Annotated in this window: 25 protein-coding genes; 4 read left to right on the top strand and 21 right to left on the bottom strand. The window is 70.0% G+C overall.

Annotation, left to right across the window (positions count from 1 at the left end; genetic code table 11):
- Positions 1-23: 23 nt before the first annotated feature.
- Entirely contained in the window at positions 24-539 is a 516-nt protein-coding gene (locus tag ACPPVT_RS15365; protein ID WP_426561724.1) for a putative immunity protein, read from the top strand.
- A 17-nt stretch (positions 540-556) separates the two neighbouring features.
- The gene (locus tag ACPPVT_RS15370) at positions 557-712 is read left to right on the top strand and encodes a hypothetical protein (RefSeq protein WP_426561725.1); all 156 of its coding nucleotides are present in this window, start codon (positions 557-559) and stop codon (positions 710-712) included.
- Positions 713-888: 176 nt separating this feature from the next.
- Here the strand turns inward: ACPPVT_RS15370 and ACPPVT_RS15375 are convergent, their stop codons facing one another.
- The 6 genes from ACPPVT_RS15375 to ACPPVT_RS15400 form a co-directional block, all read right to left on the bottom strand.
- Positions 889-1422, bottom strand: a complete 534-nt coding sequence (locus tag ACPPVT_RS15375; RefSeq protein WP_426561727.1) for a hypothetical protein — start codon at positions 1420-1422, stop codon at positions 889-891.
- A 20-nt stretch (positions 1423-1442) separates the two neighbouring features.
- Entirely contained in the window at positions 1443-2972 is a 1530-nt protein-coding gene (locus ACPPVT_RS15380) for a helix-turn-helix domain-containing protein (RefSeq protein ID WP_426561729.1), read from the bottom strand.
- Positions 2973-2986: 14 nt separating this feature from the next.
- Entirely contained in the window at positions 2987-5011 is a 2025-nt protein-coding gene (locus tag ACPPVT_RS15385) for a protein meaA (RefSeq protein WP_426567173.1), read from the bottom strand.
- Between the two features lie 392 nt (positions 5012-5403).
- Complete coding sequence (locus ACPPVT_RS15390; protein ID WP_426561731.1) at positions 5404-6237, bottom strand: GNAT family N-acetyltransferase; 834 nt, start codon at positions 6235-6237, stop codon at positions 5404-5406.
- A 7-nt stretch (positions 6238-6244) separates the two neighbouring features.
- Positions 6245-8110, bottom strand: coding sequence for a Na+/H+ antiporter (locus ACPPVT_RS15395; RefSeq protein ID WP_426561733.1), 1866 nt, complete (start codon positions 8108-8110; stop codon positions 6245-6247).
- 51 nt (positions 8111-8161) lie between these two features.
- The gene (locus ACPPVT_RS15400) at positions 8162-9022 is read right to left on the bottom strand and encodes a 3-hydroxyacyl-CoA dehydrogenase family protein (protein ID WP_426561735.1); all 861 of its coding nucleotides are present in this window, start codon (positions 9020-9022) and stop codon (positions 8162-8164) included.
- Between the two features lie 56 nt (positions 9023-9078).
- Here ACPPVT_RS15400 and ACPPVT_RS15405 point away from each other — a divergent pair, with 56 nt between their 5' ends.
- Positions 9079-9405, top strand: a complete 327-nt coding sequence (locus tag ACPPVT_RS15405) for a hypothetical protein (RefSeq protein ID WP_426561737.1) — start codon at positions 9079-9081, stop codon at positions 9403-9405.
- Between the two features lie 5 nt (positions 9406-9410).
- Here the strand turns inward: ACPPVT_RS15405 and murA are convergent, their stop codons facing one another.
- Positions 9411-10700 carry a UDP-N-acetylglucosamine 1-carboxyvinyltransferase gene (gene murA, locus ACPPVT_RS15410; RefSeq protein WP_426561739.1) on the bottom strand — a complete coding sequence of 430 codons (1290 nt, stop codon included), beginning with the start codon at positions 10698-10700 and terminating at the stop codon, positions 9411-9413.
- A gap of 24 nt (positions 10701-10724) precedes the next feature.
- Here murA and ACPPVT_RS15415 point away from each other — a divergent pair, with 24 nt between their 5' ends.
- Entirely contained in the window at positions 10725-11327 is a 603-nt protein-coding gene (locus ACPPVT_RS15415; protein ID WP_426561741.1) for a cob(I)yrinic acid a,c-diamide adenosyltransferase, read from the top strand.
- Here the strand turns inward: ACPPVT_RS15415 and ACPPVT_RS15420 are convergent.
- From ACPPVT_RS15420 to glyA, 14 genes are all read right to left on the bottom strand, one after another.
- Positions 11324-11761 (bottom strand): DUF2550 domain-containing protein, encoded by a 438-nt coding sequence (locus tag ACPPVT_RS15420; protein WP_426567174.1) that lies wholly within the window; start codon positions 11759-11761, stop codon positions 11324-11326. The genes ACPPVT_RS15415 and ACPPVT_RS15420 overlap by 4 nt on opposite strands.
- A 21-nt stretch (positions 11762-11782) precedes the next feature.
- A complete protein-coding gene (locus tag ACPPVT_RS15425; RefSeq protein WP_426561743.1) occupies positions 11783-12052 on the bottom strand; it encodes a F0F1 ATP synthase subunit epsilon in 270 nt (89 codons plus the stop codon).
- Positions 12053-12137: 85 nt separating this feature from the next.
- On the bottom strand, positions 12138-12758 hold the full coding sequence (locus ACPPVT_RS15430) for a hypothetical protein (RefSeq protein WP_426561745.1): 621 nt from the start codon (positions 12756-12758) through the stop codon (positions 12138-12140).
- 217 nt (positions 12759-12975) lie between these two features.
- Entirely contained in the window at positions 12976-14433 is a 1458-nt protein-coding gene (gene atpD / locus ACPPVT_RS15435) for a F0F1 ATP synthase subunit beta (RefSeq protein ID WP_426561747.1), read from the bottom strand.
- Between the two features lie 11 nt (positions 14434-14444).
- The gene (locus ACPPVT_RS15440) at positions 14445-15353 is read right to left on the bottom strand and encodes a F0F1 ATP synthase subunit gamma (RefSeq protein ID WP_426561749.1); all 909 of its coding nucleotides are present in this window, start codon (positions 15351-15353) and stop codon (positions 14445-14447) included.
- A gap of 3 nt (positions 15354-15356) precedes the next feature.
- The gene (gene atpA, locus ACPPVT_RS15445; RefSeq protein ID WP_426561751.1) at positions 15357-16994 is read right to left on the bottom strand and encodes a F0F1 ATP synthase subunit alpha; all 1638 of its coding nucleotides are present in this window, start codon (positions 16992-16994) and stop codon (positions 15357-15359) included.
- A 64-nt stretch (positions 16995-17058) separates the two neighbouring features.
- Positions 17059-17874: a F0F1 ATP synthase subunit delta gene (locus ACPPVT_RS15450; RefSeq protein WP_426561753.1), complete on the bottom strand. Its 816-nt coding sequence runs from the start codon at positions 17872-17874 to the stop codon at positions 17059-17061.
- Positions 17874-18464, bottom strand: a complete 591-nt coding sequence (locus tag ACPPVT_RS15455) for a F0F1 ATP synthase subunit B (RefSeq protein WP_426561755.1) — start codon at positions 18462-18464, stop codon at positions 17874-17876. Before ACPPVT_RS15455 ends, ACPPVT_RS15450 begins: the two co-directional genes overlap by 1 nt.
- A 29-nt stretch (positions 18465-18493) precedes the next feature.
- Positions 18494-18703: an ATP synthase F0 subunit C gene (gene atpE / locus ACPPVT_RS15460; protein ID WP_056672920.1), complete on the bottom strand. Its 210-nt coding sequence runs from the start codon at positions 18701-18703 to the stop codon at positions 18494-18496.
- Positions 18704-18779: 76 nt separating this feature from the next.
- Positions 18780-19568: a F0F1 ATP synthase subunit A gene (atpB, locus tag ACPPVT_RS15465; protein ID WP_426561757.1), complete on the bottom strand. Its 789-nt coding sequence runs from the start codon at positions 19566-19568 to the stop codon at positions 18780-18782.
- A gap of 100 nt (positions 19569-19668) precedes the next feature.
- On the bottom strand, positions 19669-19911 hold the full coding sequence (locus ACPPVT_RS15470; RefSeq protein ID WP_426561759.1) for an AtpZ/AtpI family protein: 243 nt from the start codon (positions 19909-19911) through the stop codon (positions 19669-19671).
- A 24-nt stretch (positions 19912-19935) separates the two neighbouring features.
- On the bottom strand, positions 19936-20424 hold the full coding sequence (locus ACPPVT_RS15475) for a hypothetical protein (RefSeq protein ID WP_426561761.1): 489 nt from the start codon (positions 20422-20424) through the stop codon (positions 19936-19938).
- 150 nt (positions 20425-20574) lie between these two features.
- On the bottom strand, positions 20575-21696 hold the full coding sequence (locus ACPPVT_RS15480; protein ID WP_426561763.1) for an MraY family glycosyltransferase: 1122 nt from the start codon (positions 21694-21696) through the stop codon (positions 20575-20577).
- A 34-nt stretch (positions 21697-21730) separates the two neighbouring features.
- The gene (gene glyA / locus ACPPVT_RS15485) at positions 21731-23008 is read right to left on the bottom strand and encodes a serine hydroxymethyltransferase (protein ID WP_426561765.1); all 1278 of its coding nucleotides are present in this window, start codon (positions 23006-23008) and stop codon (positions 21731-21733) included.
- Between the last annotated feature and the right edge of the window lie 19 nt (positions 23009-23027).

A 23027-nucleotide genomic window follows, 5' to 3' on the forward strand; every position in this document is an offset into this window, starting at 1 on the left:
CGACCAGCTCGCTGGTGTCAGGGATGATCCTGCCGAAGGTCCGGGACCCGCGCTTCGTGACGATCCGCCGCGGCGGGACTCTCACCGACTCGGACCACCACCTTCTCGCGCTGTGGGCAGCATCGTGCGCGGAGCACGTCCTTCCGCTGTTCGAAGCCGTCCGGCCGCAGGACCCTCGACCGCTCCAGGCGATCGAGCAGGCCCGCGCCTGGGTGCGTGGCGGGGCCACGATGATGCAGGCTCGGGCCGCCGGCGGCCACGCGATGGGCGCCGCCAGGCACCTGCGTGGTGCACCGCGGCATGCTGCCTACGCCGCCGGCCAGGCGGGGGCCGTCGCCCACGTCGCCGCGCATGAGCTCGGCGCGGCCGCCTATGCGATCAAGGCCGCTCGTGCGGCCGCACCGGCGGGCCAGGGCGAGTCCGCGGGTCGACTCGAGTGCCACTGGCAGCGTGACCAGCTCCCGGGCGGGATTCGCGAGCTCGTGCTCGACGACCAGCGGTTGCGAAACGACCTCTGCTGGTCCGCGTTCGACTGCTGAACCTTCCGGCGGCGACCGTGAACACCCACTCGACAACCACCTTGCACCGTGAGGTCGTCTGGCTGCAGACGCTCCAGCCCGGCACGCACACCGTGAGGGTCGTGAACAAGGCGACGGTCGGTCACCCGCGGATCGACGTGGACGCCATGCTGAACCCGGCCGGCGACGACTGACGGACGCGCACGCCTGCGGCGACAACACCACTGGACGGCCGTCCGCGTCGTCCAGAGGTGACCGCGAGTGTTGCTGCGGTCGGTGACGCGGTCGGTGACGCGGTCGGTGACGCAGTCGGTGACGCAGTCGGTGACGCAGTCGGTGACGCAGTCGGTGACCGCCGACCGTCTGAGCCTTACAGCGCGCGGATCCGGGACAGATACACCTGGAAGTCTTGCGGCGCCCGCTGGAACGCAGCGGGGTCCGTGAGCCAGGTCTCCAGGACGTGGCCGAGGGTGGCTAGGGCCTGCGTGACACGCTCCTTCGATCCAGATTTGGTGGCCCCATACAGCTCCTGCTCTGCGCTGCGGACCATGGAGTCGAGCTTCGGGGCAGTCGTGTGCGCAATGGCTTCGATCACTGCGATGTGTCCGACCAGATCAGCGATCCACTCCTCCATCGCCGGCATCGGGTCCTTGGTCACCTGGAAGAACATCATCCACTTGGAGATCTCGGCCATGCCCGCTCGGACGGCGTCGAACGACCGAGCCTCGGTTGCCAGTTGCCGCTCATGCCGCAGCGCTAACCAGACGCCTGCAGCGGTCACGGCGCCACCGATGACCCCGCCGATCAGGCCGTCCAACAGCGTCTGCGGCCATCCACCACCGCCAACGGTGACATGGACGACTGGCGGGGTAGTGGCCGATGCCACCAGGAAGCCGAACGACATGGACGTGACCCTAGGGCAGCTCAGATGTCGCGGAAGGTCTCGATCTGGGCACCGAGTGCGTTCAGCCGCTCGGCGAGGTCCTCGTAGCCGCGGTTGATCACGTAGACGCTGCGCAGTACCGAGGTGCCCTTCGCGGCCAGCATCGCGATCAGGATGACCACGGCCGGCCGCAGCGCCGGCGGGCACACCACCTCGGCCGCCCGCCACCGGGTCGGCCCCTCGATCAACACCCGGTGCGGGTCCAGCAGCTGCACGCTCGCCCCGAGCTTGTTGAGCTCGGTGAGGTAGATGGCGCGGTTCTCGTAGACCCAGTCGTGCAGCAGCGTGCTGCCCTGAGCCGTCGCGGCGATGACGGCGAAGAACGGCAGGTTGTCGATGTTCAGGCCGGGGAAGGGCATCGGGTGGATCTTGTCCAGCGGCGCCTTGAGGGTGGAGGGGTAGGTGGTGATGTCCACCAGGCGGGTGCGACCGTTGAGCGCCAGGTACTCCTCGCTGCGGTCGTAGCGCAGCCCCATCTCCTCCAGCAGCGCGAGCTCGATCTCGAGGAACTCGATCGGTGCACGGCGGACCGTGATGGTCGACCCGGTCACGATGGCCGCCGTCATCAGGCTCATCGCCTCGATCGGGTCCTCGCTCGGCGCGTAGGTGACGTCACGGTCGATGGTGGTGAGCCCGGTCACGGTGAGGGTCGTGGTGCCGATCCCGTCGATCTGGACGCCCAGCTCGGTGAGGAAGAAGCACAGGTCCTGCACCATGTAGTTCGGGCTGGCGTTACGGATCACCGTAGTGCCGGCGTGGCCCGCCGCCGCCAGCAGCGCGTTCTCGGTGACCGTGTCGCCGCGCTCGGTCAGCACGATCGGACGACGGGGCTGGGTCGTCGGGTCCACCAGCGCGTGGTAGCTGCCCTCGGTCGCCTTGACCTCCAGCCCGAAGGGCCGCAGCGCGGTCATGTGCGGCTCTACCGTCCGGGTGCCGAGGTCGCAGCCACCGGCGTAGGGGATCTCGAAGGTCTCCAGCCGGTGCAGCAGCGGGCCGAGGAACATGATGATCGAGCGGGTGCGGCGCGCGGCCTCGGCATCGATGTGGGCCAGGTCGAGCTCGGCCGGCGGGACGATCTCGAGGTCGTTGTCGGCGTTCAGCCACCGGGTACGCACCCCGATCGACTCGAGCACCTCGATCAGCCGGTTGACCTCCTCGATCCGGGCGACCTTGCGCAGCGTCGTGGTGCCGCGGTTCAGCAGCGACGCGCACAGCAGGGCGACGCCGGCGTTCTTGCTGGACTTGACGTCGATCTCGCCGGACAGCTCGGTGCCGCCCGCGACACGCAGGTGGCTCGGGCCCGACGTGCCCAGCGAGACGATCTCGGAGTCGAGCGCCTCGCCGATCCGGGCTAGCATCTCCAGGCTGAGGTTCTGGCCGCCCTTCTCGATCCGGTTGATCGCGCTCTGGCTGGTGGCCAGTTCGTGCGCGAGCTGGGACTGCGTCCAACCACGGTGCTTGCGGGCGTCACGGATCAGGCCGCCGATGCGGACCAGGTAGTCGTCTGCCATCCCGTCAACGTATCTCATATGTGAGATACAGACGACCTGACACTCCCGACGTCCAGCCCGCGAGACGCCCGGACGACCTCGACGATACGGCCCATCATCGCGGTCAGCCCGAAGTCCTTCGGGGTGAACACCGCGGCCACCCCCAGCGCCCGCAGCGCCCGCTCGTCGGACTCCGGGATGATCCCGCCGACGATGACCGGGACCTCCCCCGCGCCTGCCGCACGCAGCCCGTCCAGCACAGCCGGCACCAAGGCCATGTGCGAGCCAGACAGCACCGACAGCCCGACGCAGTGCACGTCCTCGGCGACCGCCGCCGCGACGATCTCGGACGGCGTCAGCCGGATCCCCTGGTAGACCACCTCGAAGCCCGCGTCGCGGGCCCGCACCGCCACCTGCTCGGCGCCGTTGCTGTGACCGTCCAGGCCGGGCTTGCCGACCAGCAGGCGCAGCCGCTCGCCCAGCTCGTCGCCGGTGGCGCGCACCGCGGCGCGCACCCGGGCCAGCTCGTCGCTGACCTCGACCACGCCCACCGAACCGCTCACCCCGGTCGGCGCCCGGTACTCGCCGAACTGCTCGCGCAGCACCGCTGCCCACTCCCCTGTGGTGATCCCCGCTCGGGCGCAGTCCAGCGTCGCCGCGAACAGGTTTGCCGCGGTCGCCGCTTCGTCCCTAAGTCGTTGCAGCGCAACCGATGCGGCCGCTGCGCGGACCGGGTCGGCGTCCCGCTCGGAACGCCAGACCCGGACCGCGGCGGCAGCCCGCTCCTCGACGTCCGGGTCGACGGTCTGGATCGCGGTCCCCAGGTCAGCGGTCAACGGGTTCGGCTCGGTGGACTCGAACCTGTTCACCCCGACCACGACGTCCTCGCCGGACTCGATGCGGCCCCGACGGGCCGAGTGCGAGCCGACCATCGCCGACTTCATGTACCCGGACTCAACCGCAGCGACCGCACCGCCGAGCTCGGCCACCCGAGCCATCTCGGCCCGCGCACCCTCGACGATCTGCGCGACCTTGGCCTCCACGACCTTGCTGCCCTCGAAGAGGTCCTCGTACTCGAGCAGGTCCGACTCGTAGGCCAGCACCTGCTGGATCCGCAGCGACCACTGCTGGTCCCAGGGACGCGGCAGTCCGAGCGCCTCGTTCCAGGCGGGCAGCTGGACGGCGCGAGCCCGGGCGTCCTTGCTCAGCGTCACCGCGAGCATCTCCAGCACGATGCGCTGGACGTTGTTCTCCGGCTGGGCCTCGGTGAGCCCGAGGGAGTTCACCTGGACGCCGTACCGGAACCGTCGCGCCTTGTCGTCGGTGACGCCGTACCGCTCCCGGGTCAGCTCGTCCCACAGCTGGACGAAGGCGCGCATCTTGCACATCTCCTCGACGAAGCGCACGCCCGCGTTCACGAAGAACGAGATCCGGGCGACGACGTCCGAGAAGCGCTCCGGCGGCACCTGGCCGCTGTCCCGCACCGCGTCCAGCACAGCGACCGCGGTGGACAGGGCGTACGCGACCTCCTGCACCGGCGTCGCGCCCGCCTCCTGCAGGTGGTAGCTGCAGATGTTGATCGGGTTCCACCGCGGCATGCTCGAGACCGTGTAGGCGATCATGTCGGTGATCAGCCGCAGGCTCGGCGCGGGCGGGAAGGCGTACGTCCCGCGCGAGAGGTACTCCTTGATGATGTCGTTCTGCGTCGTGCCGGCCAGCGCGCGAGCTGCTTGCTGCGGGTCGCCGCCATCCGCGAGCGCCTGCTCCTCGGCGGCCACCTGGTAGAGCGCGAGCAGCCACATCGCGCTGGCGTTGATCGTCATCGACGTGTTCATGGTGGACAGGGGGATGCCGTCGAACAGCTGCCGCACGTCGCCGATGTGGCTGACCGGCACGCCGACCTTGCCCACCTCGCCGCGCGCCAGCTCGTGGTCGGGGTCGTAGCCGGTCTGGGTCGGCAGGTCGAACGCCACGGACAGCCCGGTCTGCCCCTTCTCGAGGTTGCGCCGGTACAGGGCGTTGGAGGCGCTCGCGCTGGAGTGCCCGGCATAGGTGCGCATCACCCAGGGGCGGTCACGGTCAGGCACGGTTCCTCCAACGTTCGGCTCGCCTTTGGACCGTACCCGTGGGTAACCCCGCAGCGGAACGGTTGAGCGCGGTGAGGGTCGTCACGTCCCCGCTCCCGCCCCTCCCCCCCCACCTCGAGTGCGGCCTCTGGGGATGTCGCGGCGCAACGCAGCTCCACTAGGAATGGAGTAGCGGCACGCAGTCCCAATCGGACGGCGTGCTCCAGGAGCGCTCGTGGTTGGAGTGGCGGCACGCAGTTGCGATAGGTGCGTAACTGCGTTGCGCCGCGACAAGAAGGGGAGGCCGCGACAAGAACCGCCGCGACAAGAACCGCCGCGACATGAACGGGAGGCCGCGACGAGAAGGGGAGGTGGGCGGCGCCGGGTCAGCCCTCGGCGATCCCCGCCGTCGCCAGCCGGCGGAAGCCGACGCGCTCGTAGACCCGTGCCACGTCCTCGTCCTGGGCGGCGAGGAACACCGTGTGCTGGCCGTCCTCGAGCGCGGCACTGGCCAGCACCCCCGCCAGCGCGGCCGCGATCCCGCGACGCCGGAAGGCCGGCAGGGTGGCGATACCGACGAGCTCCGCGACGCCCGCGGCGTGCTGGTACCCGCCAGACCCGACCGGCCCGTCTGCGGTCCGTGCCACTGCGCGCACCTGCTCACCACGACGGATCCCGTCGCGGCGGCTGGCCAGCCGAGCCGGGTCCTGCGCTGCCTCGGCCTGCGCCCGCTCGGCCAGACCCGCCTCACCAACCCGGGTGCCGATCCCGGCGCCGAATGCGACCGAGGCCACCGCCTCGGAGGCCGCCAGGTCGTCGTCGTCGGGCCCGCCGAGCTGCACCTCGACGTCGGCGACCAGCGGCACGGTCAGCGCATCCACGTCGAGCACCATCAACGGGCACCGCTGCACCGGCAGACCGTTGGACGCGACCGCCTCGGTCAGCGACGGCGTCAGGTCGTGCACCCACTCGAACTGGTGGGGCACGGCGAGCTGGCTCATCCGAGCCCGGACGGCGCGCACGTCCAGCTCAGTGATGTGCACGTCCGGGGACGTCGGTCGCGCGTAGTACGGCCAGCCGGCACCCTCGCGCACGAACAGCACCAGCGGGCCGAGCACCTCGGCGCGGGCGCCCAGCCGCGGCACCGCGTCGTAGAAGGTCTCGATCCGGCGCAGCAGGTCGGCGTCGGGCTCGGTCCGGGTCGTCACGGGTGAGTTCACCGCGCGATCATCCCAGCAGCTCGTCGACGAAGCACCAGCGCCAGTGCTCGTGCGGCTCGAAGCTGCGCATCACCGGGTGGTCCGTCTCGTCGAAGTGCCGCCCCGCGTGCTTCTCCGGCGAGCTGTCGCAGCAGCCCACGTGCCCGCAGGTCAGGCAGAGCCTCAGGTGCACCCACGTCGTGCCGTCCCGCAGACACTCCTCGCAACCATCCGGCGTCCCGGGCTTGACCAAGGTGGGGGCGGCCAGCAGGTGCTCGCAGCCCTGAGCCGTGCGCTCCGGCGCCAGTCGCTCGGCCAGCCGCTCGTTGCTCAGCTCGCGGCGGTCCAGCAGGGACTCCTCGACGTCCAGCACCGTCGTCCCGGCGCGCAGTACCTCGTCGTCGTAGCGGCCCTCGTCGCGCGCCTTGATCAGCGCTGCGCGCTCGGAGTCCAGCATGGCCAGGCGCAGCCGCAGGTACGTCGCGGACGGTGGTTCGTACTCGTCGTGCGGTCGCCCGAGCCGCTCCCAGGCGCTGGCCACCCGCTGCTCGGACTTGCCTCGCAGCGACTCGACGACGTCGTCCGGGTCGTCCGAGGTGCGCTCGCGGTCCAGGCGTTCGATGCCGGCCTTGGTCAGCTCGCTGAGCAGGGCCGCCTGGGCGAGCGCGTCCTCGGCCGGGTCGGGGCCCGGCAGCTTGAGCGCCCGGGCCAGCGCGGGAAGGGTCAGCCCCTGCAGGGAGAGCGTGCCGACGACCACCACGAACGCGACCAGCAGCAGGGTGCCGCGGTGCGGGGTCTGCTCGGGCAGCGCGAGCACCGCGGCCAGCGTGACCACGCCGCGCATGCCAGCCCAGGCCACCAGGGTCGACGTGCGCCACGTCCAGCCGTCGTCGATCTGGCGGTGCAACAGCAGCCGGACCAAGTACGCCCCGTACACCCAGACGAACCGGGAGAGCAGGACGACGAGCAGCACGCTCGCGCACACCATGACCAGGGTGGGGTCGCTCAGCTCCTGGCGCGCCTGGTCCACCACGAACGGCGCCTGCAGGCCGATCATCAGGAAGACGGCGTTCTCCAGCAGGAACTGGATGGTCCGCCAGTTGCTGGCCTCGGCCAGACGCGAGGCACCCGACTGCAGCAGGTGCGAGCGGTGGCTGAGCAGCAGTCCGGTGACGACGACCGCGAGCACCCCGGAGGCGTGCACCCGCTCCCCCACCAGGTACGCCACGAACGGCGCCAGCAGGGACAGCACCGTGTCGATGACCGGGTCGTTCACCCGACGCCGGACGAACGAGAACACCCAGGCCACCGCCACGCCGGCCAGCACGCCACCGACCGAGGCCCAGGCGAAGTCGAGCCCGACCTCCCAGACCGCGATGGTGGAGATGATCGCGGTTCTGGCCGTGTTCAGCGCCACCAGCGCGGTCGCGTCGTTGACCAGGCTCTCGCCCTCCAGGATCGACACGACTCGCCGCGGCATGCCCACCCGCCGGGCGATGGCGCTCGCTGCCACGGCATCCGGCGGCGCGACCACAGCCCCCAAGGCGAACGCCGCGGCCACCGAGAAGGGCGGCGGGATGACCCAGAAGGCGACCAGCGCGACAACGACCGTGGTGAACAAGGTGTAGCCGACGGACAGCAGCAGGATCGAGGAGCGGTTGGCCCGGAAGTCCACCAGGGACGACCGGATCGCTGCCGCGTAGAGCAGTGGCGGCAGGACGCCGACTAGGACGACCTCGGGGTTGAGGCGCACCTCCGGCACGAAGGGCAGGTAGCCGCACAGCACCCCGGCGGCGACCAGCACCAGCGGCGGCGAGGCTCCGTACCGTTGAGCCAGGCCCGCTACCAGCGTGACGACGACCGTGATCTCGACGAAGCCGAAAGCTGCGTGCACCGCCCAATCATGGCGGGTGCCGGACGACGGCGGCGCGCCGGCGGGGGCGGGTCAGCCGTCGTAGCTGTAGAAGCCCCGGCCAGACTTGCGGCCGATGTCGCCCGCGGTGACCATCCGGTTCAGCGTCTCGGGCGGGTTGAACTTCTCGTCCTGGGTCTCGAGGTAGATGTTTCGCGAGGCGTTGCGCAGGATGTCGACGCCGGTCAGGTCGACCGTGGCCAGTGGACCCATCGCGTGTCCGAAGCCGAGCTTGCACGCGATGTCGACGTCCTCGGCAGTGGCCACGCCGTTCTCCACCAGCTTCACTGCCTCGACGACCAGGGCAGCGATCAGCCGGGTGGTCACGAAGCCCGCGACGTCCCGGTTCACCACGATGCAGGTCTTGCCCACCGACTCGGCGAAGGCCCGGGCCCGGGCCAGGGTCTCGTCGCTGGTCTTGAAACCGCGGACCAGCTCGCACAGCTGCATCATCGGCACCGGTGAGAAGAAGTGCGTGCCCACCACGGACTGCGGCCGCTGGGTGGCTGCGGCGATCTGGGTGATCGGGATCGCCGAGGTGTTGGTGGCCAGCACGGCGTCCGCCTTGCAGATCCGGTCCAGGTCGGCGAACAGCGCCGTCTTGACGTCCAGGCTCTCGAAGACCGCCTCGACCACGAAGTCGCTGTCCGCCGCGGCGTCCAGCTCGGTGGTCGTGCTGATCCTCGCCAGGGCGTCGTCCGCGTCCTGCTGGGTCATCCGGTCCTTGGCCACGAACCGCGCGTACGACGTCTCGATGGCCGATCGGCCCCGGTCCAGCGCCTCCTGCGTGACGTCGCGCAGCACGACCTGGTGGCCTGCCTGCGCGCTGACCTGCGCGATACCCGAACCCATCAGGCCGGCGCCGATGACGGTGATCTTCTGCTCTGCGGACATGACCAGGACTGTAGCCAGCGGTTGGCGCGCCGAGCTGCCCGGGCCGACACTGGAGCGTGGCCTCGTGGGGCAGCTTCTCCTTCGTCTACGGCCCGCTGGTCGCGTTCGCCGTCATCGGGCTGCTGGTGCTGCTGCTGCGCTGGACGTTCCGCCGAGGCCACTCGCTGGTGGCCTCGACGCCGCGCCAGGGTGCGCCGGACGAGTACGGCCTGCTCGTGGCGGTCGCCGAGCCGGACTCCTTCGCCGAGGCCGAGCTGATCCGGCAGCGGCTGCTGGCCCAGGGCGTGCGGGCCACGCTCGCGCCGACCACGCAGGGTCCGCGGGTGATGGTGTTCGCGGACGAGGCCCGGGTCGCCAGGGCCCTGCTGCGCGGGCCGCGCTGACCCGCTCAGCCGGTGGTCGTGAACAGCTGGTCGCTGACCGTCTCGCGGACGACGTCAGCGCCGAGGGCACGCAGGTCGACGTCGAAGTCCGGGTAGCCGCGGTCCACGTGCCCGGTCCCCTCCACGGTCGTCACGCCGTCCGCGACCAGGCCGGCCAGCACCAGCGCCGCGACCGCCCTGATGTCGCTGCCCACCACCGGGGCGGCCGAGAGCCGCTCCCGGCCGCGCAGCAGCGCGTGGTGGCCGTCCACCCGGACGTCGGCGCCGAGCCGGGCCAGCTCGGACGCCGTGTGGAACCGTGCCTCGAACAGGTTCTCGGTGACCATGGCCGAGCCCTCGGCGACCGCGTCGAAGACCAGGGCGAACGGCTGCAGGTCGGTCGGGAATCCCGGGAAGGGCAACGTCATCACGTCGAACGCCCGCGGCCGGCGCGGGCAGGTGACCCGGACCCCGTCGTCCTCGCGGTCGATGACCACCCCGGCGTCCACCAGCTTGTCCAGCACGAAGCCCAGGTGGCGCGGCTGGAAGCCGCGGACCATCACGTCTCCCCGGGTCAGCGCGGCGGCGAACACCCAGGTGCCGGCGGCGATCCGGTCACCGACCACCTCGTGCTCGACGGGGTGCAGCTCGTCGACCCCGGTGACGACCAGCGTCGAGCTGCCGATCCCCTCGATCTGGGCGCCCATCGTGACCAGCATCGCGGCCAGGTCGCCGATCTCCGGCTCGCGCGCCGCGTTCTCGATCATCGTGCTGCCGCGGGCCAGGACGGCCGCCATCAGCACGTTCTCGGTCGCGCCGACCGACGGGAACTCCAGCGAGATCGGCGCACCCACCAGACCGCCTGGAGCCTCGGCGACCAGGTAGCCGTGGTCGACGTGCACGTTCGCGCCGAGCCGGGTCAGGCCATCCGCGTGCAGGTCCAGGCCACGCGACCCGATCGCGTCGCCACCGGGGATCGCGACGTCCGCCACGCCGCAGCGCACGGTCAGCGGCCCGAGCACGCTGATCGACGCCCGCATCGCCCGGACGAGCTCGTAGTCGGCGCGGTGGCCGAGCTCCTGCGGGACGTCGATCGTGACGGTGCCCAGCGAGCTGTCGTGCTCGACGGTGCAACCCAGTCGGCGCAGCAGCTCGGCCATCACCGCGACGTCCACGATGTTCGGCACCCGGGTCAGCGTCGTGCGCCCGACTGCCAGCAACGCCGCGGCCATCAGCTTGAGCGCGCTGTTCTTCGCGCCGGCCACCGTGACCTCGCCTGTCAGCGGTCCCCCGCCGGACACCCGGAACCTCTCCACGGCGCAAAGGCTAGTGTGCGGGTCATGGTCGTGCTCTCTCGCATCTACACCCGCACCGGCGACGACGGGACGACGGCGCTCGGCGACTTCAGCCGGACCGCCAAGACGGACCCGCGGCTGCAGGCGTACGCCGACTGCGACGAGGCCGGCGCCGCGATCGGCGTGGCCATCGCGTGCGGGGACCTGCCCGACGAGATGGCAACCCTGCTGCAGCGCGTGCAGAACGACCTGTTCGACGTCGGGGCGGACCTGTGCAACCCGCTGGCTTCCTCGTACGAGCACCCGCCGCTGCGCGTGCAGGACGCGTGGGTCGACGAGCTCGAGCAGGCGTGCGACACGTTCGGCGAGCCGCTGGCGACGCTGCGCTCGTTCGTGCTGGCCGGCGGGACCGTGGGCAGCGCGCACCTGCACGTGGCGCGAACCGTGGCGCGACGGGCCGAGCGGTCCGCCTGGGCGGCCATCGCGACCTACGGCACGGGTGAGGACGGCGGGGTGAACCCGCTCACGGCCAGGTACCTGAACCGGTTGTCGGACCTGCTGTTCGTCCTGGGCCGCGCGGCCAACCACGGCCGCGGCGGCGACGTGCTGTGGGTGCCGGGCGGCGGGCGCGACCAGCGCGAAAGCTAGGCGACGGAGACGTTCTGGCCGGGGGGCGCAGCCTCGAGCCAGGAGGCGAAGCCGGTGTACGACTGCTGGCTCATGGCGAGCTCGACGAAGCCGCCGCCGCGTCGACATCGCACGATCACGAACCCGCTCATCACCGAGAAGGCCTCAGGCCCACTCGGGTTGCGCGGCGGCTGGACCACCATGAGGTCCCCGCGGCGCAGCACCTGCCCTGGCCGCATCGACACGCTGAACACGCGATACCACTCGATCCGGTCGGCCTCGTAGCGAGCGACCCCGAGGTGCCAGCCCTTGCCCTGGCTGCTGCTGGAGGTCCGCAGTGAGCAGTCGAAGGTGCCGACCTTGCGACTCAGCCACCGCCTGCGCACGACCACCCCGACCAGCGCGGCGACAACCAGTACCAGCAGCAGTCCGACGACCTCGAGCGGAATGATCAGGCCGTCCACCGCTGCGCCGTATCAGTTTCCGGAGTCGGCGCCGACGCGGGCGCTGTCCGCGATGATGGTCACCCGGTCGTGGTCCACCGACAGGAAGCCGTGGTTCACCTCGGCGGTGAGCTGCTGCCCGTCGCCGGTGATGCGGACCTCGCCCTCCACCAGCACTCCGAGCAGCGGCGCGTGACCGGGCAGGATGCCGATCTCGCCGTCGGTCGTCCGAGCGACGACGTTCGTCGCCTCGCCGCTCCAGACCTTGCGGTCTGCGGCAACCAGCTCCACGGTGAGCGCCACGGGGGTCCTTCCGTCCAGGGATGACGCAACGATACCGGGTGCCGAGGGCTGGACAGGTCACGGGGTTGACGCGATACCGCATCGGTCAGCGGGCGGTGCCGCCGTAGGAGCCGGCCAGCGCGCGAGCGACCGCAGAGGCGTCCGCGGTGACCTCGGCCTGCGGGTAGGGCGGCAGCAGGTCGTCCCACACCACGAGGAACGACCCGCGCAGCTGTCTGAAGCCCTCGGGACGGGCGAAGAAGAAGACGTGCAGGTGCGCGCCGCCGTCCCCTATCCGCATCACGTGGCAGCGCGCGATCCGGGGCACAGCCTCGACTGCCCGGCAGATGTGCTGCATCAGCACGCCCATCTCGGCGGCCAGGTCGTCCGGCAGGTCAGGCAGGTCGTGGTGCGCGATGGGCACCAGCATCATCACCAGCGGTGCCCCGCTCGGCTCGAACGCGACCAGCCGCCAGCGCTCGTTGCTCCAGACCTCGCGGTCGTCGCTGGCCCGGGAGGCGACGCGCTCGCAGACGTCGCACGGACGTCCGCCCTCCCCGGTGCGCGGCGCCTCGGGCAGCTCGGGCGGCTGCAGGCGGGCGACCCGCAGTCCCTCGCCCTCGAACGGGAACGTGCCCCACGAGGTCATCCGAGACATCGCGGCCAGCTCCTCTGAGTCCCCCGCCGCCATCACCCGGTCATAGAAAGCCTGCGCATCCTCAGCCATGGGCCGCAGTTGACCACGTTAAGCAGGCAGACATCCACTTCTCGAGGCGTCTACGCATGGTTAGGCGTGCGTTGACCCACCTAACGTGATCAACGATCGGACGGCCGACCAGGGTGAGTGGGTAGCAAACGGGACGAGGGCCGGTGACCGCCGGGCGGCGTCAAACGAGCTTGCGAGAGCCGCCCAGAGGTCACCGGCCCTCGGCCGGTGCGTCAGATCAGAGGTTCTTCTGGATGTCCGCCCAGTTCCGCTCGACGTCGTCCAGCCCACCGCACATGAAGAAGGCCTGCTCGGAGATGTGGTCGTACTCGCCTTCTGCGATCTTCGTGAAGGCCTCGACGGTCTCGTCCAGCGGGACCGTGGAGCCCTCGATGCCGGTGAACTGCTTTGCGACGTAAGTGTTCTGCGACAGGAAGCGCTGGATACGGCGGGCACGGTTCACCAGCGTCTTGTCCTCCTCCGACAGCTCGTCGATACCGAGGATCGCGATGATGTCCTGGAGCTCCTTGTTGCGCTGCAGGATCTGCTTGACCCGCACCGCGGTGTCGTAGTGCTCCTGCGAGATGTAACGCGGGTCCAGGATGCGCGAGGTCGAGGTCAGCGGGTCGACCGCGGGGTAGATACCCAGCGAGGCGATGTCGCGGGAGAGCTCGGTGGTCGCGTCCAGGTGGGCGAACGTGGTCGCCGGTGCCGGGTCGGTGTAGTCGTCCGCGGGCACGTAGATCGCCTGCATCGAGGTGATCGAGTGACCACGGGTCGAGGTGATCCGCTCCTGCAGCACGCCCATCTCGTCGGCCAGGGTCGGCTGGTACCCCACGGCGGACGGCATGCGGCCGAGCAGGGTGGAGACCTCGGACCCGGCCTGGGTGAACCGGAAGATGTTGTCGATGAACAGCAGCACGTCCTGGTTCTGCACGTCGCGGAAGTACTCCGCCATGGTCAGGGCCGAGAGCGCGACGCGCAGCCGGGTGCCCGGCGGCTCGTCCATCTGGCCGAAGACCAGCGCGGTCTGGCCGATGACGTCGGACTCGGTCATCTCCTCGATCAGGTCGTTTCCCTCACGAGTGCGCTCCCCGACGCCGGCGAACACCGAAACGCCGTCGTGGTCGCGCGCCACCCGGGCGATCATCTCCTGGATGAGGACCGTCTTGCCGACTCCCGCACCACCGAAGAGGCCGATCTTGCCGCCGAGGACGTACGGCGTGAGCAGGTCGATGACCTTGATGCCGGTCTGGAACATCTCGGTCTTCGGCTCGAGCTGGTCGAACGCCGGTGCCTTGCGGTGGATCGGCCAGCGCTCGGTGATCTCGAGCGTCTCGCCCTCCTTGAGGTTGACGCAGTCGCCGGTCACGTTGAACACGTGGCCCTTGGTGACGTCGCCGACCGGCACGGAGATGCCGGCACCGGTGTCGCGCACGGCCGCGCCACGGACGAGTCCGTCGGTCGGCTTCATGGCGATGGCCCGGATCATGTTGTCGCCGATGTGCTGGGCGACCTCGAGCACGAGCGTGCGGGACTCACCCGTCAGCTCGTAGTCGATCTCGAGGGCGTTGTACATCTCCGGCATCGCGTCCGGCGGGAACTCGATGTCGACGACGGGGCCGATCACCCGGCTGATGCGGCCGACACCCGCAGTGCCGGCGTCCGCGGCCTTGTCGGTGGCAGTGGCAGTCATGTCTCTCACTCTCAGTTCTCGACTCCGGCGGAGGCCAGTGCGTCGGCGCCGCCGACGATCTCGCTGATCTCCTGGGTGATCTCGGCCTGGCGGGCCTGGTTGGCCAACCGGGTGTACAGGCGGATGAGGTCGGAGGCGTTGTCCGACGCCGACTTCATGGCGCGCTGACGGGCAGCCTGCTCACTCGCGGCGGCCTGCAGCATGCAGTTGTAGATGCGGCTGCTGATGTAGCTGGGCAGCAGCGCGTCGAACACGGCCTCCGCGTTCGGTTCGAACTCGTACAGCGGCAGGACGTCGTCCTCGGACGGCGCCGCCTCACCCTCGACGACCTCCAGCGGCAGGAGGCGGATGACCTCCGGCGTCTGGGTGACCATGTTGACGAAGTGCGTGTAGACGATGTGGATCTCGTCCACGCCGCCCTCGGCCGAGCCCTTCAGGAAGGCGTCGACCAGGACGTCGCCGACCTCCTTGGCGTCCGAGTGCTGGGGCGCCTCGCTGAAGCCGGTCCACTCCTGAGCCGTCTCGCGACGGCGGAACCGGAAGTAGGCCACGCCCTTGCGTCCGACGACATACGGCACCGTCTCGACGCCGCGCGCGCGAAGATGCTCGGTGAGCCGCTCGCCGGCCTTGAGGACGTTCGCGGAGTAGGCCCCCGCCATGCCGCGGTCGCTCGTGATGACGAGCACCGCGGCCTTGCGGACGTCGTCCTTCTCGGTGATCAGCGGGTGCTCGGTGTTCGAGTACGTCGCCACCGCCGAGACCGCTCGGGTGATCGCCCGGGCGTAGGGGGACGACGCCTCGACCGCAGCGCGCGCCTTGGCGATCCGGGACGTGGCGATGAGCTCCATCGCGCTGAAGATCTTCTTCAGTGACGAGGTGGAGTTGATCCGTTGGCGGTAGACCCGCTGCTGTGCACCCATGCCTCAGCCGCGCTTCTGACGGACGATCTTCTCGTGGGCGACGTCGTCGCCCTCCATCGCCTCGGCCTCTTCGTGACCGGCCTCGACCGGCTTGCGGTCATCGGTCTGGAAGGCCTTCTTGAACGCGTCCGTCTCGGACTTGAGCTTGTTCGCGGTGTCGTCCTCGAACTTGCCGGTCTCGCGGATCGTGGTGAGGACGTCGCTCGAGCGACGCAGGTGGTCGAGCAGCTCGCGCTCGAACTTGCGGACGTCGTCGACCGCGACGTCGTCCAGCTGGCCGGTCGTGCCGAGCCAGACCGAGACGACCTGCTCCTCCACCGGGTACGGCGAGTACTGACCCTGCTTGAGCAGCTCCATCAGCCGCTGGCCACGGGACAGCTGCTGGCGCGAGGCGGCGTCCAGGTCGGAGGCGAACAGCGCGAACGCCTCCAGGGCGCGGAACTGCGCCAGGTCGATCTTCAGACGACCGGAGACCGACTTCATCGCCTTGGTCTGGGCCGCGCCACCGACGCGGGAGACCGACACACCGACGTTGACCGCGGGGCGCTGGTTGGCGTTGAAGAGGTCCGACTCGAGGAAGATCTGGCCGTCGGTGATCGAGATGACATTGGTCGGGATGTACGCCGAGACGTCGTTGGCCTTGGTCTCGATGATCGGCAGGCCGGTCATCGAGCCGGCACCGAGCTCGTCGGAGAGCTTGGCGCAGCGCTCGAGCAGGCGCGAGTGCAGGTAGAAGACGTCGCCGGGGTAGGCCTCGCGGCCCGGCGGGCGGCGCAGCAGCAGCGACACGGCGCGGTAGGCCTCGGCCTGCTTGGAAAGGTCGTCGAAGATGATCAGGACGTGCTTGCCCTCGTACATCCAGTGCTGGCCGATGGCCGAGCCGGTGTACGGCGCGAGGTACTTGAAGCCGGCCGGATCGGACGCCGGAGCCGCCACGATGGTGGTGTACTCCATCGCGCCGGCCTCCTCGAGCGCACCGCGCACGGAGGCGATCGTCGAGCCCTTCTGGCCGATGGCGACGTAGATGCAGCGAACCTGCTTGCTCGGGTCGCCGCTCTCCCAGAACTCCTTCTGGTTGATGATCGTGTCGATCGCCACGGCGGTCTTGCCGGTCTGCCGGTCACCGATGATCAGCTGACGCTGGCCGCGGCCGATCGGGGTCATCGAGTCGATGGCCTTGATCCCGGTCTGCAGCGGCTCGTGCACCGACTTGCGATCGACCACCGAGGCGGCCTGCAGCTCCAGCGCGCGGGTCTCGGTCGACTCGATGTCGCCCAGCCCGTCGATCGGCGTGCCCAGCGGGTCGACGACCCGGCCGAGGAAGTTGTCGCCCACCGGGACCGAGAGGATCTCGCCGGTGCGCTGCACCTCCTGGCCCTCCTCGATGCCGGAGAACTCACCGAGCACGACCACGCCGATCTCGCGCACGTCGAGGTTCAGCGCGAGGCCCAGCGTGCCGTCCTCGAAGCGCAGCAGCTCGTTGGCCATGCACGAGGGCAGGCCCTCGACACGCGCGATGCCGTCGCCGGCCTCGCTGACGCGGCCGACCTCTTCGCGAGCGGCCGTTCCGGGCTCGTAGGACTGCACGAAGGTGTCCAGGGCGGCCCGGATCTCCTCCGGGCGGATCGTGAGCTCCGTCATCGTGGTTCCTGCCTTCTGTTCTCTGTCGTGGTGCGGGGTTCGGGAGATCTGGAGGTGGTGCGGTTCAGCGGGCCAGCTGGCGGCGGACGTCGTCGAGCCGGCGCGACACCGTGCCGTCGAGCACCTCGTCGCCGATCTCGACCCGGATGCCACCGAGGACCTTGGGGTCCACGTCGACGTTGAGGTGCACGCGCTTGCCGTACAGGGTGGTCAGCGCCGCTGCGAGCCGCGCACGCTGGTCGCCCTCGAGCGGCAGCGCCACCCGGATGTGAGCCACGAGCTTGTCGCGGCGGGTCGCGGCGAGCTGGACGTTGGCGTTCAGCGCGCGGTCGAGGTTCTGGCCACGACCGGTCAGCACCGCGCGACGGATCAGCACGACTGCCTCGGGGGCCGCCTTGGCGCTGATTAGCTCGTCGATCAGCGCCGACTTGCTGTCCACCGGTGCTGCGCGGTCGGCGAGCGCCCGGGCGAGCTCGGGGTCGGCGTCCACGATCCGCTCGAACCGGAACAGCTCGTCCTCGACCCGGTCGGCGCGGTCCTGGGCCTCGGCGCCGGCGATGACGGCCGACGAGCCGAGCTTCTCGATCGCGTCACCGAGGTCGCGCGCCCGCGACCAGCGCGAGCGGGCCATGTCGGCCAGCAGGGTGACGACGTCCGCCGACACCTTGCCCTCGAGCAGCCGGGTGATCAGGCCCGACTTGGCGTCGGGCTCGCTGGACGGGTCCGTCAGGGCCCGGCGCAGCGACACGTTCGCGTCCAGCACGTCGACGACGGCGAACAGCGCCTGGCCGATCGCCGTGCCGTCCGTGCCCGCCGTGCCCAGGAGAGCATCGAGCTGCTCCTCGGCCGTCGCGAGCGACTCACGGCTGACGCCCTGCATCAGGACTCCTGCTCGATCGCCGCGTCGGCTCGCGACACGAGCGACACCGACTCGATGTCACCGGCCTCGAGCTCGGCCAGGAAGCGCTCGACGGTGCGACGCTGGCGCGCCTCGTCCTCGAGGGACTCACCGACCACGCGCGAGGCGAGCTCGGTGGCGAGGGCGCCGACCTCGGCCCGCAGCGAGATGACAGCCTGCTGACGCTCGGCGGTGATCTGCGCCTGCGCGGAAGCGGTGATCCGCTCGGACTCGGACTGCGCCTGCGCCTTGAGCTCGGCGAGGATCTGCGCGCCCTCGGCGCGCGCCTCCTCGCGGATGCGGCTGGCCTCGGCGCGCGACTCGGCGAGCTGTGCCTTGTACTGCTCGAGCAGCTCGGCGGCCTCGGCGTTGGCCTTGTCCGCCTCCTCGATCTGACCCTCGATCGCGGCGGCGCGCGCGGCGTACATGACCTCGAGACGGGGCACGACCTTCTTGGCCACGACCCAGTAGAGGATGGCGAAGGCGACGATGCCGAAGATCAGCTCACCGGGGTGAGGGATGATCGGGGGCGCCGTCTCCCAGTCGATGGCGACGATGTGTGCGGTGTGCACGGTGTCTCCTCAGGGAGTCGGAGGTCGGGTCAGCCCTTGAAGACGAACGCGAGCGCGAGACCGAAGATGGCCAGCGCCTCTGCGAGCGCGAAGCCGAGGAAGGCGATCGGCTGGAGCATGCCGCGGGCCTCGGGCTGACGCGCGACGCCGTTGATGTAGGCCGCGAACACCAGACCGACACCGATACCGGGGCCGATGGCGGACAGGCCGTAGCCGAGGATCGCGATGTCGCCGGTCATGTCAATTCACTCTCTCTCTGGTTGCCTGCGAGCGGGAGTGCTCGAAGGTGACTTCCTCTGTGGTTGTGGCTGTAGGTCAGTGCTCGTCGGCGAGGGCGCCGGCGATGTAGATGGCGGTCAGCAGGGTGAAGATGTACGCCTGCAGCACCTGGACGAGGAGCTCGAACAACGTCATCACGAAGCCCATGCCCAGTGAGCCGACACCGGCGAGCTTCACGCCGAAGGCGCCGTGCTGGAGCATGTACTCGCCGCCGCCGATGAACAGCACGAGCAGCAGGTGCCCGGCGAACATGTTGCCGAACAGTCGCAGGGCGAGCGTGACCGGCCGGGTGAACACGTCGGTCAGCAGCTCGAGGATGAAGATGTACGGGATGAGGGCCAGCGGGAGCCCGGAGGGCACCAGCGACTTCCAGTAGCCGAAGAAGCCGTGCTTGCGGAACCCGACCACGTGGTAGATCACGAACACGAACAGGGCCAGCGCGGCCGCGAAGCCGATGCGGCTCATCGTCGGGAACTGGATCACCGGGATGATGCTGAACACGTTGTTCACGATGATCAGGCAGAACAGCGTGAACAGCAGCGGCACGTACTTCAGGAACTCCTTGCTGCCGATGATGTCCCGGCCGACGCCGTCCCGCACCAGGCTGTAGGCCACCTCGGTGCTGGCCTGCTTGCGGTTCGGGACCACGGACATCTTCTTCGTGCCGGCCAGCAGCAGCCATGAGATCAGGGCCACCGACAGCATGATCACGACCATCGCCCGCGTGATGGCGAACGGACCGTCGCCGATCAGCGGCTGCCAGAAGTCCTGGACCCCGGGCGGCTCGTAGGTCGAGCCTTCGGTGGCCAGCGCCACGATGCTCACGGCTTCTCCTCAACAGCTGGGGACGTCGTCAAAGAACAGGGACCGCAGTCGAATCCGATGCACGGGCGCACAACAGCGCCTCGACGCAATGCGTTCGGGGTCAGTGCGTACCGTACCGGAACCAGATCAGGTAGAGCGATAGCCCCATCCCGCCCACGATCCCGACCGGCAGCAGGAACTCCGTACCGAACCAGTTGTCCAGTAGCCAGCCCAGCCCGCCGTACACCAGCGGACCGGTGAGCAGGTAGGCGAACGCCCGCCACGCCTGGTGCGCCTCCAGTCCGGGGATCTCGTCTGACGGATCCGGCTGGGACTGCGGTGCGGGCTTGGGTGGGGTGGGCATCAGGGGCTCCACGGTAGCAACGGGTCATCGGGGGGCGCCCTCGTCCGAGACGTCGCTCGAAGGCCGGTCGGCGCCCGGTGCGACGAGGATCCGGAGCTTGGTGAACGCGCGCATCTCGAACGCCAGCCAGACGAGCGTGCAGGCGATGATCGACAGGGCGAGCGCCTGACCGGACAGCCAGCTCGCGTCGCGCAGCAGGACCATGGCGATGCCGAGGGCGAGGATCTTGCCGGTGTAGGTCGCCAGGACCACGGACATCACCGCGATCGGCTGCAGGTGCGCCGTCTGGCGCATCACCAGCAGGCTGAGCGAGAAGAACACCACTACCAGCGCGGCGCCCAGGGCGGCGGACCAGGCGGCCTTGCTGCCGCCGAGCAGTCCACCGAGGACGACGGCCCCGACGCCGGTCACCAGGGTGGGCATCAGCGCGGTGCGCAGCATCGCAGCGAACTGGGCGCGGGTCTGTGCGGCCTCCTGCTCGGAGACAGCTGGGGTGGGGGCGCCCTCGTCCACGGCACGAGCATCCTCGGATACGAGGCTCGTGGCGAGCGGACGTTCGTCCTTGGCCATCACGGGCGCCTGCCTTTCGGCGGCTCGAGGGGTGGTCTTCGGGCGGTGCTTCAACTGCTTGTGAATGCTATCACAAGCGTCTTCACATGTTGTTCACACCCCGGCGGGGCGGCTCGCCGAGACCCTGCGGTGGATCGGTCCGGCCGCGGTCATCGCCACCGCGAGCAGCAGCAACCCGGCGATCACGGCCAGCGCCCAGATCAGCGGGAGAAGGGCCAGCGCGGCCATCCCGAACGCCACGGTGGCCGCCCACAGGTACAGCGACAGCACGGCGCCGGCGTGCGTGTGCCCCAGGGCGAGCATCTGGTGGTGCAGGTGCTGGGCGTCGGGCTGCCATGGCAGCCGACCGGCTCGGGTGCGCCGGATGATCGCCAGCACGAGGTCCAGCAACGGGACCACCAGCACCGCGATCGGCATCAGCAGCGGGAACAGGTAGAGCAGCTCCGGCGGCAGGTCCCCCGCGCTGAGCGCGGCCGGGTCGATGTTGCCGGTCAGCGAGATCGTGGCGGCGGACAGCAGCAGGCCGAGCAGCATCGCGCCGGTGTCTCCCATGAAGATCTTCGCCGGGTTGAAGTTGAACGGCAGGAACCCCAGGCAGCAGCCGATCAGCACGGCAGCGATCAGCGAGGCCACCGAGAAGACGTTCGCCGAGTAGTCCTTCGAGATCGAGTACGCGTAAGCGAAGAAGCCGATGGCGGCGATGCACGTGATGCCGGCGGCCAGGCCGTCCAGGCCGTCCACGAAGTTCACCGCGTTCATCGTGGTCACCACCACGAGCACCGTGATCACGACCAGCACCGTGGTCGGCAGGTAGGTCACACCGAACACCGGCAAGGACAGCATCTGCACGCCCTGGAACGCCATCACGCCCGCGGCCAGCAACTGGCCGGCGAACTTCGTCCACGCCTCCAGGCCCCAGATGTCGTCGGCCACCCCGAGCACCACGACCAGCAGCGCCCCGATCAGCACCGCGTGCAGGTCGCTGTTGTCCTGGGTCACCGTGCGCAGGAACGGTAGGTGGCTGGCCACCAGCAGGGCCACCACGAATCCGGCGAAGATCGCCAGACCACCCAGCCGCGGCATCGGCACGGCGTGCACGTCCCGGTCGCGTACGGCGGTCACCCAGCCGCGCCGCACAGCGAGCGTCCGCACCACCGGGGTCGTCACGTAGGTGACGGTGGCGGCAACCAGGAGGACGAACAGGTACTCGCGCACTCAGCGTCCCCCGGCCGCCCGACGGGTCACCGGGTCAGCTCCGCGGATAGGCCGGGAAGGCCTCGACCAACTCACGCACCTCGGCGCGAACCTCACGGGCAACCGCGTGGTCGGGGTCGCCGTCCGTCTCCCGCACCGAACGCCCGATCAGCGCGGCGATCTGCGACATCTGCTCCTCGCCCATGCCCTGGGTGGTCACCGAGGGGCTGCCCACCCGGATGCCGGAGGCGATGCTCGGCGGCTGCGGGTCGTTCGGGATCGCGTTCTTGTTCAGCACGATGCCGGCCGCGTCGCAGCGCGCCTCGGCGTCCTTGCCGCTCACCCCGGTCTCGGCGAGGTCGAGCAGCGCCAGGTGCGTGTCCGTTCCGCCGGTCACCGGCCGCATGCCGTGCTCGCTCAGGCCCTTGGTCAGCGCCTGGGCGTTGGCGATGACCTGCCGCGCGTACGCCTGGTACTCCGGCGTCATGCACTCCTTGAGGTTGACCGCCTTGGCCGCCACCGCGTGCATCAGTGGACCGCCCTGCATCATCGGGAACACGGCCTTGTCGAGCTTGGCCGCGTGCTCGGACTTGCAGACCAGGGCCCCACCACGCGGACCGCGCAGCACCTTGTGCGTGGTGAACGTGACGACGTCCGCGTACGGCACCGGGCTCGGGATCGCCTTGCCGGCCACCAGGCCGATGAAGTGCGCGGCGTCGACCATCAGGATCGCGCCGACCTCGTCGGCGATCTCGCGGAAGGCCTTGAAGTCGATCAGCCGCGGGATGGCCGAGCCGCCGCAGATGATCATCTTCGGCTTGTGCTCGCGGGCCAGGTCGCGCGCCTGGTCGTAGTCGATGTCCTCGGTCTTGGCGTCCACGCCGTAGTGCACCGCGTTGAACCACTTGCCACTGAACGAGACCTTGGTGCCGTGGGTCAGGTGGCCGCCGTGCGGCAGGCTCATCGCCAGCACGGTGTCGCCCGGCTGGCAGAACGCGCCGTAGGCGGCGATGTTGGCGCTCGCGCCGGAGTGCGGCTGCAGGTTCGCGTGCTCGGCGCCGAACAGCTCCTTGGCGCGGGCGATGCCCAGCTCCTCGGCCTTGTCGACCTCGACGCAGCCACCGTAGTAGCGCCGGCCCGGGTAGCCCTCGGCGTACTTGTTGCTCAGCGTCGAGCCGAGCGCGGCGAGGACCGCAGGAGAGGTGAAGTTCTCGCTGGCGATCAGCTGCAGGCCGGATCGGAGCCGCTCGAGCTCGTCGACCACGACGGCCGCGATCTCGGGGTCCTGGGCGCTCAGGGCATCGAAATCCGGGCCCCAGTAGGTCTCGCTCATGACGGGTGCTCCGCGGTCT

This window comes from Angustibacter sp. McL0619 (assembly GCF_049994355.1).
Lineage (GTDB): Bacteria > Actinomycetota > Actinomycetes > Actinomycetales > Angustibacteraceae > Angustibacter.